This is a genomic window from Shewanella schlegeliana (genome assembly GCF_016765635.1).
GTDB lineage: Bacteria > Pseudomonadota > Gammaproteobacteria > Enterobacterales > Shewanellaceae > Shewanella > Shewanella schlegeliana.
Map to the genome: position 1 here is coordinate 62,376 of NZ_JAESVD010000002.1, position 14,032 is coordinate 76,407.

At 44.9% G+C, this 14,032-nt stretch carries 13 protein-coding genes; 2 read left to right on the forward strand and 11 right to left on the reverse strand.

The features are described from left to right. Nucleotides 1-33: 33 nt before the first annotated feature. From hcp to ffh, 8 genes are all read right to left on the reverse strand, one after another. Nucleotides 34-1,698 carry a hydroxylamine reductase gene (gene hcp, locus JMA39_RS03315; protein WP_202720414.1) on the reverse strand — a complete coding sequence of 555 codons (1,665 nt, stop codon included), beginning with the start codon at nt 1,696-1,698 and terminating at the stop codon, nt 34-36. A gap of 306 nt (nt 1,699-2,004) precedes the next feature. After that, nucleotides 2,005-3,144, reverse strand: a complete 1,140-nt coding sequence (gene tyrA / locus JMA39_RS03320; RefSeq protein WP_202720415.1) for a bifunctional chorismate mutase/prephenate dehydrogenase — start codon at nt 3,142-3,144, stop codon at nt 2,005-2,007. 14 nt (nt 3,145-3,158) lie between these two features. Next, nucleotides 3,159-4,250 (reverse strand): 3-deoxy-7-phosphoheptulonate synthase, encoded by a 1,092-nt coding sequence (locus tag JMA39_RS03325; RefSeq protein ID WP_202720416.1) that lies wholly within the window; start codon nt 4,248-4,250, stop codon nt 3,159-3,161. 464 nt (nt 4,251-4,714) lie between these two features. Next, complete coding sequence (gene rplS / locus JMA39_RS03330) at nt 4,715-5,068, reverse strand: 50S ribosomal protein L19 (RefSeq protein WP_012276214.1); 354 nt, start codon at nt 5,066-5,068, stop codon at nt 4,715-4,717. 36 nt (nt 5,069-5,104) lie between these two features. Next, nucleotides 5,105-5,851, reverse strand: coding sequence for a tRNA (guanosine(37)-N1)-methyltransferase TrmD (gene trmD / locus JMA39_RS03335; RefSeq protein WP_202720417.1), 747 nt, complete (start codon nt 5,849-5,851; stop codon nt 5,105-5,107). Nucleotides 5,852-5,866: 15 nt separating this feature from the next. After that, entirely contained in the window at nt 5,867-6,397 is a 531-nt protein-coding gene (gene rimM / locus JMA39_RS03340; protein WP_202720418.1) for a ribosome maturation factor RimM, read from the reverse strand. A gap of 20 nt (nt 6,398-6,417) precedes the next feature. Beyond that, complete coding sequence (gene rpsP / locus JMA39_RS03345) at nt 6,418-6,669, reverse strand: 30S ribosomal protein S16 (protein WP_012154307.1); 252 nt, start codon at nt 6,667-6,669, stop codon at nt 6,418-6,420. 217 nt (nt 6,670-6,886) lie between these two features. Further along, nucleotides 6,887-8,260 carry a signal recognition particle protein gene (gene ffh / locus JMA39_RS03350; RefSeq protein WP_202720419.1) on the reverse strand — a complete coding sequence of 458 codons (1,374 nt, stop codon included), beginning with the start codon at nt 8,258-8,260 and terminating at the stop codon, nt 6,887-6,889. A 406-nt stretch (nt 8,261-8,666) separates the two neighbouring features. Between ffh and JMA39_RS03355 the strand changes: the two genes are divergently transcribed. Both JMA39_RS03355 and JMA39_RS03360 read left to right on the forward strand, forming a co-directional pair. After that, nucleotides 8,667-9,455, forward strand: coding sequence for a cytochrome C assembly family protein (locus tag JMA39_RS03355; protein ID WP_202720420.1), 789 nt, complete (start codon nt 8,667-8,669; stop codon nt 9,453-9,455). A 132-nt stretch (nt 9,456-9,587) separates the two neighbouring features. Continuing rightward, nucleotides 9,588-10,856: an HlyC/CorC family transporter gene (locus JMA39_RS03360; protein ID WP_202720421.1), complete on the forward strand. Its 1,269-nt coding sequence runs from the start codon at nt 9,588-9,590 to the stop codon at nt 10,854-10,856. Nucleotides 10,857-10,945: 89 nt separating this feature from the next. Here the strand turns inward: JMA39_RS03360 and JMA39_RS03365 are convergent, their stop codons facing one another. From JMA39_RS03365 to JMA39_RS03375, 3 genes are all read right to left on the reverse strand, one after another. Then, complete coding sequence (locus tag JMA39_RS03365) at nt 10,946-11,488, reverse strand: Mpo1 family 2-hydroxy fatty acid dioxygenase (RefSeq protein WP_202720422.1); 543 nt, start codon at nt 11,486-11,488, stop codon at nt 10,946-10,948. 312 nt (nt 11,489-11,800) lie between these two features. After that, nucleotides 11,801-12,367: a NapC/NirT family cytochrome c gene (locus JMA39_RS03370; protein WP_202720423.1), complete on the reverse strand. Its 567-nt coding sequence runs from the start codon at nt 12,365-12,367 to the stop codon at nt 11,801-11,803. 56 nt (nt 12,368-12,423) lie between these two features. Continuing rightward, a complete protein-coding gene (locus JMA39_RS03375; RefSeq protein ID WP_202720424.1) occupies nt 12,424-13,890 on the reverse strand; it encodes a multiheme c-type cytochrome in 1,467 nt (488 codons plus the stop codon). Between the last annotated feature and the right edge of the window lie 142 nt (nt 13,891-14,032).

Below are 14,032 nucleotides of genomic sequence, written 5' to 3' on the forward strand. Positions count from 1 at the left end.
TTCTTGACTTACATATCACCAATAACTTTGCAGTTACGCCACATTAAGTATGCGATTTAGATCTGCTTCAACCGTCGTGGTGTTGCGAAGACCAAACTTCTCTTCAAGCACCTTAGCAAGGTTAGGAGTTAAGAATGCAGGCGCAGTTGGGCCAGTCATAATATTCTTCACACCCAATGACAATAGTGTTAGCAGTACCACAATCGCTTTTTGCTCGAACCAAGAAAGTACCAAGGTAAGTGGTAACTCATTAATGTCACACTCAAAGGCTTCTGACAGCGCGATAGCTAACTGAATCGCTGAGTAAGAGTCATTGCACTGACCAATATCCAATAGACGTGGAATGCCGTTAATGTCACCAAACTCAAGTTTGTTAAACTTATACTTACCACAACCTAGAGTCAGAATGACTGAGTCTGCAGGCGCTTGAGTCGCGATATCGGTGAAATAACCACGCTCTTGCTTATCACCGTCACAACCACCGACCAAGAAGAAATGCTTGATTGCACCACTCTTCACATTTTCAATTACGGTCGGCGCTGCAGCCATTAATGCATTGCGAGCAAAACCTATGGTGATTAGATGGGGGATCTCATCATAGATAAAGCCTTCTAGCGACTCAGCTTTGGCAATCACTTCACTGAAATCATCACCGATTAGGTGAGTCACACCTGGCCAGCCTACGATGCTACGGGTGAAGATACGGTCTGAATAGTCACCAACATTTGGGTCGATGATACAGTTAGATGTCATTACAACTGCGCCAGGGAATGTCGCAAATTCTTTTTGTTGATTCTGCCATGCGCTGCCGTAGTTACCCACTAAGTGTGGATATTTCTTCAGCTCTGGGTAAGCCAGTGCAGGTAACATCTCACCGTGAGTGTAGACGTTAATACCCTTACCTTCGGTTTGTTCAAGAATTAGCTCTAGATCTTTCATGTCATGACCAGACACTAAGATAGCCTTACCTTTTACAGACTTAGTGTTTACCTGAGTTGGCTCTGGGTGACCAAAGGCGTGAGTTTCACCTTCATCGAGCATCGCCATCACACGGTAGTTAAGCTGACCAATCTGCATTGCTGTATTAAATAACTTGTCCGCATCAACAGAGTCTTCACCTAAGAACGCCATGATCTCATGAAATTCACCGGCAACTTCATCACTAGTTTGATCCAGTACACGAGCGTGTTCCATGTATGCTGCAGCGCCTTTTAGGCCATACAAGCATAGTAAGCGCAGACCCATGATATCTTCATGAACTTCATCTTTACCACGGTTAGGTACAGCTTGAAGCGCCTGAGTTAGCATTTCAGGTTTAGTCGCGCCCAATACAAGCTGCATTGGTGCGTTCATTGGCTTAGCTTCGATATTTAGTTCGCTGCACTTAGCTTCATAAGCCGACTTTAGTCGATTACGGAATGTTTCTGCCTGTGTGGTATAGGCTATGATACGGTCATCATCAAAGTTAACGTTAGTTAGCGTAGCGAAAAACGCTTTCGGCACAAACGTATCAATCTCATGGTCGATAATACCGACTTCACGAGCAAGCGCTGCGTATGACGACACACCTTGAAGAATATAGATAAGAAGATCTTGTAAGTCTGAAGTATCTGAAGACTTACCACACATACCTTGAGTGTAACTACAGCCATTACCTGCAGGTGTTCTAATTGTTTGCTCACATTGAATACAAAACACAGCACTAACTCCTATATTATAATCATGCATATTATTTACATGTTTTGAGTTAGTTTACGCTTCTTGAGGAATTGCAAAAGGTTTTTTTACGTTAAATGAGAGAAAACATGAAAGAGATCACTTTAAGCAATGGCTAATAAATTTATTCAGGCGATATTGATTTAGCTAAGAATCTGAAAAAATACTCATAAAAATAGTAACTTAAAATACTCACTGGTGCTCAAACACCCTAAATCCTCTATTTAGGAGATCAAAAAAGGAGCCTAAGCTCCTTTTTGTCAATATTGTTATAGGTGGTTCAACACACTAGCCGGTTTTCATATCATTAACCGATTGCAGCATCGCACGGCTCTCTCTTTGGAACTGTGAGGCAAAGTCACCAAACCAGCGTGAGACCTCTTCAAACTGCGCGACAAATGCTTCTCGATTGCCTGACTTGAGAATAGACAGCGCTTGAGAGTAATTATCAAGATAATCACTGATAGCGACCAAGCTCTCCTCTTGGGCAAAAATAATATCGGCGTAAAGCTCTGGGCTTTGTGCAAACAAGCGTCCCACCATAGCTAGCTCTAAGCGATAGATTGGCGAGCTAAACTGCAGCAGAGACTCAATATCCGCTTCCTCTTTATAAAGATTTAACCCATATACAAAAGAGGAGAAGTGTCGCATCGCCTGTACCAGTTGCATCGCCTTATCGTGTTTAGTCGGTTCAGTTTCTACAATACGCGCGCCCCAGATCTGGATCTGCTCAATCAGCCATTGGTAAGCCTCGCTATCGCGGCCATGGCACACAACCACGACTTGTTTTGCTAAACTGCCTACATCGGGGCCAAACATCGGATGCAAGCCAAGTACAGGGCCCGAATGCGCCGAGAGCATCGCCTCCATAGGTGCGCCTTTAATCGAGGTCAAGTCCGCTAGGATACAGTTTGCTGGCAGGTTAGTAAGCCGCTCAGCGATCAGATCACAAGTGATAATGATAGGGACAGTGACAATCACTAAGCCTGCGCCATCGAAGATAGCCTCACTATTGACCCAATCATCTTTATCAAGCGTTCTGACCTCATAACCAGACAGCGTCAGCATCTGTGAAAACAAGCCACCCAGCTTACCCTCACCGCCCACAATAACCACATGACCTAAGTCGGCTTTCACCTGCTTAAAACCGACATCCTTCTCATTAAGGTAGGACTCGCGCATAAGGCGACGCAGAATATCTTCAATAAGCTGCGGTGCCACATTCATCGCCTTAGCTTCTTCTCGTCGCTTAGCCAACATATTGGCCTCACGTTGAGGAGCATAGATAGGTAAACCCGCACCGTGTTTTACCGCCCCAACTTGAGCGACTAAATCTAATCGTTTACGTAGCAGGTGCAGTAACTGCTGATCGACACCGTCAATCAAACCTCTTAAATTTTCAAGCTCTGCGGTGGTCTTCTCATTCATCTTTGTTTCTTCCATCAGCCGTTTGCAACTTTCAGCATATCAAATCTTGTCGGTAATACCGAGGCTAGCATGGTGGCTCCTTCGCGCAATAGCGCTTCAGTAGTTTGCCAGTCGATACAGGCATCGGTGACTGACACACCGTAAGCCAGCTGCTCCATTGGTAAGTCACTGCTCTGCTTACCAGCGTTCAGGTGACTCTCAAGCATTACACCGATAATAGATTTATTACCCACTGCGATCTGATTAAATACATCTTCACATACAGGCTTTTGCTTATTGTGATCTTTAGATGAATTACCATGACTACAATCGACGATGAGACGAGCACTTAAATTAGCCCCATGAAGCTGACTCTCACACTCCGCCACACTGGCTGCATCGTAATTAGGTTGTTTGCCACCACGTAAAATCACATGACCATCAGGATTCCCAGCGGTTTGCAGTAGTGCAACCTGTCCCTGTTGGTTAATACCCATAAAACGGTGACTACTCGCAGCAGACTCTAATGCGTTAATGGCCACTCCAAGTTTTCCATCTGTGCCATTCTTAAACCCTACAGGCATAGAAAGGCCCGATGCCATCTCACGGTGAGTCTGTGATTCAGTGGTTCTAGCACCAATGGCTGACCAAGTAACAAGCTCAGACATATATTGCGGGCTAATTGGGTCGAGCGCCTCAGTGGCTACAGGTAGCTCCAACTCTGCAAGCCAAATCATCAACTCTCTCGCTTGGCGAAGCCCCTTATCTACATCGAAGGATTCATCCATATCAGGATCGTTAATCATCCCTTTCCAGCCTACGGTTGTACGTGGCTTTTCAAAGTAAACCCGCATCAACACGAAAAACTGCTCACCGAGTTCATCATGCAGTTTCTTAAGCTTAAGGGCATACTCCTTCGCCGCTTCGATATCATGAATTGAGCAAGGGCCAGAGATCACTAACACACGGTTATCACGTTTATGAACAATATCTGCAACCGTCTTTCGCGCGTTGAGTACATATTGATAAGCATGCTTAGACAGAGGTAGCTCACGCTTTAACTCCTCAGGAGTCACTAACACTTGTTCAGAACTAATATGGACATTGTTAATTGTATCTTGTTGCATGATTACCACCCGTTAATCTCTTATCTGCTCTTCAACTCAAAGACCTTTACTACACAGAAGAATGTCTCACGACTATGTAAGACCATATATAAAAGTAATACTGTAACGCTACACCATTACACCTTGAAAACACTATGCCTATACCAAGATATAAGGTCAAGGGGCATTTCCAATAAATGAAAAATTCTAATCTTAGGTTTTAGGTTATGGAATGAATAGTTACATAGGGGAGCAATAACTACCTCGGCTTGCGCTATGAATCATACAAGCTTACACCATGCTAGCTTGAATTTGAGCATAGGAGCTAAATAGGCTGAGCGACTTTTATACTACTCGGGAGCTTATGCTGAGAAAGGGGAAATGTTGAAGGTGAGTGACGAAAATAGCAAATTTAGGCAACAAAAAACCGCCATATAGGCGGTTTCTCGTGCGAACACTGCATCTTATTTATAGCGAGTACTAAATTACTTAGTAGCAAGCTTCTCACGGATACGTGCAGACTTACCTGAACGATCACGTAGATAGTAAAGCTTAGCACGACGAACACGGCCGCGACGCTTAACTTCGATGCTAGAGATGATTGGGCTGTGAGTCTGGAACGCACGCTCAACACCTTCACCATTAGAGATTTTACGTACTGTGAATGCAGAGTGAACGCCGCGGTTACGCTTAGCGATTACAACGCCTTCAAACGCCTGTAGACGCTCTTTACCGCCTTCTACAACACGTACTTTAACAACTACTGTATCACCGGCACCAAATTGTGGTACGTCGGTTTTCATTTGCTCTTCGTTGAGCATTTTGATGATGTTATTCATTAAATAAACTCCATACTAGTAATAACTGCGCTTCGACTAATCATCTTGTTTGATGGTGTCAACAAATTCAGCTAGAAGCTTCTCTTGTTCGCCAGTCAGAGCTAGATTTTCAAGTAATTCTGGCCGTCTCAACAAAGTCCTACCTAGGCTTTGCTGTAGACGCCAGCGTCTAATATGTTCGTGGTTGCCACTTAACAATACGGCTGGAACATCCAAACCATCCAAACTTTCAGGACGCGTATAGTGGGGACAATCCAGTAAGCCATCAGAGAAAGAGTCCTGCTCTGCGGAAGCTTGTTTTCCTAGCACGCCAGGAACCAATCTTGATACTGAATCAATCAGAGTCATCGCTGGAAGTTCACCGCCCGAAAGCACGTAATCTCCAATTGACCACTCTTCATCCACTTCAGTCTGAATGATGCGCTCATCAATACCTTCGTATCGTCCACACACCAAAATCAAACTGGATGATTGCGCTAACTCTTCAACGCCTTGCTGTGTCAGCTTACGGCCTTGAGGAGAAAGGTAAATCACCTTTACCTCGTTTCCAGCTGCAGCTTTCGCTGCATGGATAGCGTCACGTAGAGGCTGCACCATCATTAACATTCCAGGGCCACCACCGTATGGGCGGTCATCCACTGTCTTATGTTTATCATGGGTGAAATCTCGAGGATTCCACGTTTGCAACTCTAGCAACCCTTTGCTAACTGCACGACCCGTTACACCAAAATCTGTTACGGCACGAAACATCTCGGGAAACAGGGTTACTACCCCTAACCACATATGTTGTACCTCGACTTAGAAGTCCGGATCCCAATCCACTAAAATCTGTTTTGCTGCCAAATCCACCTTTTGGATGAACTGGTCAGTAACAAAGGGAATCATACGTTCCGCTTTGCCAAAGCCATCTTTCGCGTTAGCTTTAACTAAAAGTACGTCATTCGATCCTGTTTCCACGATCTCTTGTACCGTACCCATGTTGTAGCCTTTGGTATTAATCACTTCACATCCGATAAGATCTCGCCAGTAGAATTCATCTTCTGGTAAATCTCGCATCTGCTCAGCAGGCACAGCAATCTCACAATTTGTAAGCGCTTGAGCCTCATCCCGTGTTGTTACGCCTTCAAGACAAGCAACGACTGCTTTCCCCTGAAAACGCCACTGGGCGACTTTAACCTCGCGCCATTCACCTTGTTCTTTAATAAGCCAAGGAGAATAGTCAAAGATACCTTCAACAGAGTCGGTATAGGTAGTGATCTTCAACCAACCTTTAATGCCATAACTTGAACCGATTTTGCCAAGGATGACGGGTTCTTGTTTACTACTCATCAATCTATACCCTAACGCTATTAAGCAGCAGCTTTACGAGCGTCTTTGATCAATTTTGCTACACGATCAGTAGTAGCAGCACCGTTAGCAACCCAATGCTCAACACGGTCAAGATCTAAGCGTAGAGCTTCTTCTTGGCCACGTGCTACTGGGTTAAAAAAGCCAACGCGCTCGATGAAACGACCGTCACGGGCGTTACGGCTGTCAGCTACAACGATGTTATAAAATGGACGCTTTTTTGCGCCGCCACGAGCTAAACGAATGGTAACCATGCGTTTGGTATCCTCTAATGATTTGCTTTTTATCAAGCAAAAATAAAAACTGAAACTCCGTGTTCGCGGAGAGCCCCAGATAGAAAGCCGGCAGATTTTACCTGACTGACCGACGAATGCAACCGTAATCGGCGTTTTTTACACCTAAAACGATTTAAAGACCAGATTGAAAATCAATCTAGTCCCTAAATTTAGCTTTGCAGAATTAAACTAAAGCCTAACGGCCCGGCATTTTCATGCCAGGAGGCAGCATACCACTCATGCCGCGCATCATCTTTTTCATACCACCTTTCGATGACATTTTTTTCATCATTTTCTGCATTTGGGTGAACTGCTTAAGTAAGCGGTTCACGTCTTGAATTTGTGTACCTGACCCCATCGCGATTCTGCGCTTGCGCGAGCCTTTGATGATATCAGGACGTTGGCGCTCAGCAGGAGTCATAGAATTAATAATCGCTTCCATCTGCCCAGTCATTTTGCCATCTTGAACTTGAGCAAGCGCTTCTGGTGGTAATTGACCCACACCAGGTAGCTTCTCAATCATGTTCATCATGCCGCCCATGTTCTTCATCTGCTGCAGCTGCTCGCGGAAATCTTCTAAATCAAAGCTTCCGCCCTTCTTGACTTTAGCAGCAAGCTTCATCGCCTTTTCTTGGTCTACGCCGCGCTCAACCTCTTCGATAAGAGATAGCACATCGCCCATGCCAAGAATACGTGAAGCAACACGCTCAGGGTGGAACGCCTCTAGTGCATCGGTCTTTTCACCTACACCCAAGAACTTAATTGGCTTACCAGTAATATGACGAATCGAAAGCGCCGCACCACCACGTGCATCACCGTCGACTTTTGTCAGTACCACACCAGTTAGCGGTAGAGCTTCGTTAAACGCTTTAGCAGTATTAGCCGCATCTTGACCTGTCATCGCATCGACAACAAATAACGTTTCAACTGGCTTCACTGCAGCATGAAGCTCTTTAATCTCATCCATCATCGCTTCGTCTACGTGCAGGCGACCTGCAGTATCGACAATAACGACATCGATGAACTTCAATTTAGCGTGAGCAATTGCCGCGTTAGCAATATCGACTGGCTTTTGGCTAACATCTGATGGGAAGAACTCCACTTCCACTTCGCCAGCCAAGGTTTCTAGCTGCTTGATAGCCGCTGGGCGGTATACGTCCGCCGAAACCACAAGCACCGACTTTTTCGAGCGCTCGCGTAAGAACTTAGACAGTTTCGCAACACTGGTCGTTTTACCGGCACCTTGCAAACCCGCCATCATGATGACTGCTGGCGGTTGAGCCGACAGATCCAAAGCTTCATTCGATTCGCCCATGGCGTTTTCAAGTTCGCTTTGTACGATCTTAATAAAGGCTTGGCCTGGACTTAGACTCTTTGAAACCTCTTGGCCAACAGCGCGTTCTTTTACGCTATTTACGAATTCACGAACCACAGGCAAGGCGACATCGGCCTCTAAAAGAGCCATGCGGACTTCGCGCAAGGTTTCCTTAACGTTTTCTTCCGTTAAGCGACCACGGCCACTGATATTTTTCAGAGTCCGTGACAATCTGTCAGTTAAGTTCTCAAACATTATCCAGTTCTTTACCGTTTAAAATTGCTATTGATAGGGCTGTATTATAGCGATGCCCAGTAATTATGCTACAGAATGAATCAAGTTACTTTTACAACTGAGGGCTGAGAAAGGTAAAAAATGACCAAAAAACACTTATAAGGCAAAAAATCGACCTATTTTTGCAACCAAGGTCACTGCCCAAATCCCATTAGCTCATGCTATTCTACACCATAATGTTACGTGCTAACTTAACGATTAAAGTCAAAATGACTTTTACAGGTTAACTCGACGCGATATTTAGCACACTCAGTGATTTAACTCCGGATTGAATCACGCTAGTATGCGAGTCATGCAGTCTGCTTACACAAAGATTAAAAGCATGTGTTAGCGCACCAGATTTATAAAACAAATAGGTTAATACTCAATGGTTATTTTCTCAGCTTCAGCCATGTTGTTTTACAGTATTGCTTTGGTTCTCGTCGCAAGCCGACTTTTTCATGTTGACGGGCCAAACAGAAGATTAGTTGCAGGCGTGGCTGCGGTTGGTGTTGTACTGCACGCAGCGGCGCTATATCAAGCTATTGTGACAGGCGATGGTCAAAACTTCAGCTTAACCAATGTAATCTCTATGGTTAACTGGATCATTACCTTCAGCTTTACCATCTTGTTATTCAGACTGAAGGTCATTGTTGTTCTACCTGTCGTTTATGCCTGCTCAGTGATATCAGTTGCACTGCTTTGGCTGGTGCCTCCAGAATACATCATTCATTTCGAGATCCACCCAGACGTCTTAGTTCACGTAGTATTATCACTCATGGCTTACAGTGCGCTGATGATTGCTGCGCTCTATGCTATCCAGTTAGCGATTATTCAGAACCGCCTTAAGAACAAAAAACTAGTGATGACTTCGGCAATGCCGCCACTCATGACTGTTGAAAAGCAGCTTTATCACTTAGTGGTTGTAGGCGTGATTTTACTAAGCTTATCACTCGCGACAGGTTTCATCTTCCTCGATGACATGTTTGAAGAGGGCAAAGGCCACAAAGCGGTACTATCCATCATGGCTTGGTGTGTTTATATCGCTATGTTAGCCCAGCAATATTGGGTGGGTTGCCGCATTAAAGCCGCTGTCGCCTACACCTTAACTGGTGGTGTTTTGCTTTCGCTGGCCTACTTCGGCGCCCGCGTAGTTAAAGAGCTGATCCTCAGTTAAGCCTCGATTTTTGTCAATTGACCCGTCTATCTCTGATGGGTCAAACTTGACACCCCCTCGAAAGTTCTGTAATTACTAATTTTTAGTGCTTTTTATTCGCCCTTTCTTTAAACAACAGCGGAGTTCCGACATTTGGACGATATATCCACTGGCGTACTTTTAACTGTTCTGTTCGTCTTAATCTTGCTCTCAGCCTACTTCTCTGGCTCTGAAACCGCCATGATGTCGCTCAACCGCTACCGCCTCCGCCACTTAGCTAACAGTGGCCATAAAGGGGCTAAACGCGCCATAGTCATGCTTGAACGCCCCGATAGACTGATTGGGCTTATCCTTATTGGCAATAACTTGGTGAATATTCTTGCTTCGGCTATCGCGACCATTATCGGAATTCGTTTATTTGGTGACGTGGGGGTCGCCATCTCGACCGGTGTGTTAACCTTGGTAGTGCTCGTCTTTGCAGAGGTCACTCCTAAAACAGTTGCGGCGCTTCACCCTGAGCGTATCGCCTTCCCCTCTAGTGTTATTCTGCGTGGCTTGTTAGTTATTCTCTCCCCGTTAGTCAAAGTCGTTAACTTCATCACCTCAACGTTTTTACGGCTACTGGGCATTCGCTCAGTCAAAGCTGATGATGCTCTAAGCCAAGAGGAGTTACGAACCGTTGTGAATGAGGCTGGCGCGCTCATTCCTCAGCGTCACCAAGAGATGCTGCTTTCAATTATGGATCTTGAAAAGGTCACCGTAGACGACATCATGATCCCACGCTCTGACTTATATGCCATCAACATCAATGATGACTTCAAGAGCATCAATAAACAGGTTATTCAAAGCCCCCATACTCGAGTTTTACTCTACCGCGACACAATCGATGACGCGGTTGGCTTTGTCCATCTAAGAGACGCGCTTCGCCTTCAATCTAAAGGGCAGTTTAGTAAATCATCGCTCTTACGCGCAGTAAAAGAGCTGTACTTTATTCCTGAAGCCACCCCACTCAATGTGCAGCTGTCGAACTTCCAGCATAATAAAGAGCGCATTGGTTTAGTTGTCGATGAATACGGTGACATTCAAGGCTTAGTGACACTTGAAGATATTTTGGAGGAGATAGTCGGTGACTTTACCACTTCAATGGTCGCTCCACCGAGCGAAGATATCACCCTACAACAAGATGGAAGCTATCTGATTGAGGCCAGTATCAACATTCGGGAACTCAATAAGGAGATGAATTGGCAATTTCCAATCGATGGCCCTAAAACCATTAATGGCCTAGTGCTAGAGTACCTTGAGGAGATCCCAGAGCCAAACACCTCGATGCGCTTATACGGCTATCCGCTAGAAGTGATTGATGTTGCTGACAACATGATTAAAACGGTGCGAGTCATGCCGATGCATTACCGGGCACCTTAACTCGCTGAAGTGTTTTGACTAATAGCGAACGAGTCATAAGCAACCACAAGGCGCCATACGCGCCCCATGTTGAATGCGACTAAGTACAACTATACGGCGGCTTTCCTAGCTGCCTCTAATTCACGTCGCTTAGTTATCGCCAGCGGTGTGATCTGCTTATTGAGCTCTTTTTCAAACCCCAACATAAAGTAAATCTCAGCCATTAGGAAAAAAGGCCCTATTAACAGCTGATTTAAGTCATCGATAAATGCAGGTTTGGCCTTCTCATATTGATGGCCGATAAGTTGAATAACCCAAGCTAACACAAATACGGCTATCGCTATCCATAAACCATATTGATGCTGAGCAACAAGGTTTGACGTATAGAGTACCGGCACAATAAACAGCAGCATTCCCAATGCCAGTCTCAAGTGCAACATCACATAGTAGATAAGTACACCAATAGTAAAAACATCCGCAACGTTGACTGATATTCCCTGCTCTGGCAAAACAACTAAATTAACAGGAATAAGATTTAGCATCACAAACAGTGACCAGATAATCATCGGGATCCCCACAAAGTGGGTCTTAATATTATTTGGGTTTAAGTGAACACTTTTATAACGAGCTAACTGCTCTACGGCGGATTTCATCTGCTCTTCTCCCTCTTGTTATTGCAAATTCTAGTCAATATTATTGTTAATTAACCTATCGCTATGATTTGGACTCTGGCTTTGGTCTTTCAACGACCTAGCGAGTCTAACTGTGACACCCGTCTCATTTAACCAAATATTAACCTAATGGATTTTGGGCGTGATTAACAGCCCCACGGCATACAACTGCAAAAACTTCAGTCGTCAATAAAAGCAAAACACGATAGGTAGAAAATAAAAAGGCCGCAGGTGGGAGGCGGCCTTTACTGGAGAAGAGTTTATTGTTAATCATTACGAGCTCATAAACGAGCCTTAACGTATTACAATCCGGTTGTGGGTTAACCCTTGATGACAATCAACACAGGTCTCCCCTCTCGCGGCTATCTGTTCATGATTGAGTCGAGCCCTTTGTGGCTGTTTAGCTAGATTAAAGTTCTCACCTTGGTGACACGCACGGCAATTCGCCGAATCATTCTTCTTAAAATCTATCCAAACACTCTCTGCCATCGCAGGCCTATGCTCTTCAAAGTTTTCCTTAGTAATGGTACCGACCATCATGTGGTATATATCCTTTAATGCGACAGTCTTAACGATCATCTTATCAATAAAAGGACGGGGCACATGACAGTCAGAGCAAGTCGCAGGAATTGTTTCACCATCACTAAAGTGAGATGACGCTTTATACTCCTGCACAATCGTATCCATCTTCAGATGACAACTAAAACAGAAAGCGTTTTGGTTTGATGCCACCATCATTCCTTGAAACGATGCCGCTCCCATTACCAGCAGAAACACTCCGATAGGGATCCCCAAAGCTAAAGGTCGCTTTAACCAAGTCCAGAGTCGCTGCCTCCGAGTTTTTTCCCCTTTGTTATTCACTAGAGTCTCCTCAGTTGGGGGAGTAAGGAGGTGATTAACACCCCCTTGCTCGGTTGCTAGTTACTTTCACTTAAATAGCGAGCTTTAAACTCTTTCTGAGCTGCTTTACGGGCTTCTTTCACCTCATCGGGTTCATTACCTGTAAACCATGCGTGCTCTGGACGAGATAATATCTCATCAAGAAGTTTACGAGCCTTCTCAGCGCCCTCTGTATTACCATTGTGCTCGGCTACCTCAACGACTTCCAGATACTGAGGTACCATCTCAATGTAGAAACGCTCGGCGACTTCAAACATACCGTGCCACTGTACATAGTCAGGAGCCTGCATCGCTGCACCATGACGGGCGCGTCGCCCTTCGTGATGCCATAGGAAGAACCAAGTCCACTCGATCTCTTCATCGAATGCAGTCTCGGTGAGCATATTTTCCTGCTTCAGCATTCCCATAAGACGCTTGCCAGGGCTCGCGAACTTATCGTTATAAAGATTAACGAGAGAATCAAATTGCTGATAGAAACTATCGGTCATGGATTTAGTATGACAAGACTGACAAACCTCCTTCATATCCTCACGTCGATCCTGCCAGCTCTTAACCTTATGTCCCTGAGCGATTGCCTTGGCATCAATCTTCTCAGATACGGCTGGCCTTAAGGTCCAACTAATTCTGTCACCAACATCATGGGTGATTGGCTGCTCGCGTGTTGCAGACATATGACAAGTCGCACAAGTCGGCGCAGCATCATAATCTTCACCGACAATCCACTTAGATGAGTCTAAGTTCATACGATCGACGTTAGCGTAGAAGTTAATCCCGTGTTTAGACTCTTCATAGACCTCTTTCTGAGGATGATCGGGTCCCATGTGACACTTACCACAAGCTTCAGGGCGACGAGCCTGCGTCATAGAGAACTCATGGCGTTGATGACAAGCTGTACAAGCACCAATAGATCCATCCGGGTTAATCCGTCCTATCCCCGTGTTAGGCCAAGTCGTAGGATCAAGATCGCCGTTAGGCAAAACCTTCACCTCTGAGCCATGACACTGCCAGCACCCATTAACCGCAGCGGGTGATTTGCCATTAAAAGTCATTGCACCTTCAACAACTTCGGCGAGGAAGTTATCTAATGACCCCATGATCTTCCCTGCCTTGGCATGATGGCTCTTAGTGAACTGTTCAACCTCTTGGTTATGACACTGAGAACAATCTTTAGGCGAGACAATAACTGAGATTACACTGCCCTCATGCTCTATCGCATCTTTATCGTTTTTATCTGCTGCGTGACATTCATAGCAACCGACATTGGCACCGTAGTGCTTAGAACGCCCCCATTGGGCATAGATTGATGGGTTTTTCTCTTTGTGACAGGCCGCGCATTCTGCACTTTGATCACTTAACTGTTTGAAGGGTTTTAAAACTAGCGCTTTTGCTTCTGCATTTACTGTTGACGTCCATGATAGGCAAACCACTGCTAAGAGTGGAAGCAGTATAGATAACCACCGCCGTACATTTCGAGTATATTCCATTTTATACACCTCTATTGCACTTCAATTAACTCAATTTATTAAACCATTATTTTACTTTGGTTATTTTTCTTATTGCATTGTTAAGTTATTGATAATAACAATGCGCCACCATGTTAAACCCGCGTTTTAATTTCACGTTGAT

What these genes read in the sequence shown, in the direction of transcription:
- ffh (WP_202720419.1), bottom strand. Translation starts at nt 8,260, where the DNA reads ATGTTTGAGAACTTAACTGACAGATTGTCACGGACTCTGAAAAATATC.
- trmD (WP_202720417.1), bottom strand. Translation starts at nt 5,851, where the DNA reads ATGTGGTTAGGGGTAGTAACCCTGTTTCCCGAGATGTTTCGTGCCGTA.
- JMA39_RS03375 (WP_202720424.1), bottom strand. Translation starts at nt 13,890, where the DNA reads ATGGAATATACTCGAAATGTACGGCGGTGGTTATCTATACTGCTTCCA.
- JMA39_RS03325 (WP_202720416.1), bottom strand. Translation starts at nt 4,250, where the DNA reads ATGCAACAAGATACAATTAACAATGTCCATATTAGTTCTGAACAAGTG.
- JMA39_RS03365 (WP_202720422.1), bottom strand. Translation starts at nt 11,488, where the DNA reads ATGAAATCCGCCGTAGAGCAGTTAGCTCGTTATAAAAGTGTTCACTTA.
- rpsP (WP_012154307.1), bottom strand. Translation starts at nt 6,669, where the DNA reads ATGGTTACCATTCGTTTAGCTCGTGGCGGCGCAAAAAAGCGTCCATTT.
- rimM (WP_202720418.1), bottom strand. Translation starts at nt 6,397, where the DNA reads ATGAGTAGTAAACAAGAACCCGTCATCCTTGGCAAAATCGGTTCAAGT.
- rplS (WP_012276214.1), bottom strand. Translation starts at nt 5,068, where the DNA reads ATGAATAACATCATCAAAATGCTCAACGAAGAGCAAATGAAAACCGAC.
- JMA39_RS03355 (WP_202720420.1), top strand. Translation starts at nt 8,667, where the DNA reads ATGGTTATTTTCTCAGCTTCAGCCATGTTGTTTTACAGTATTGCTTTG.
- tyrA (WP_202720415.1), bottom strand. Translation starts at nt 3,144, where the DNA reads ATGAATGAGAAGACCACCGCAGAGCTTGAAAATTTAAGAGGTTTGATT.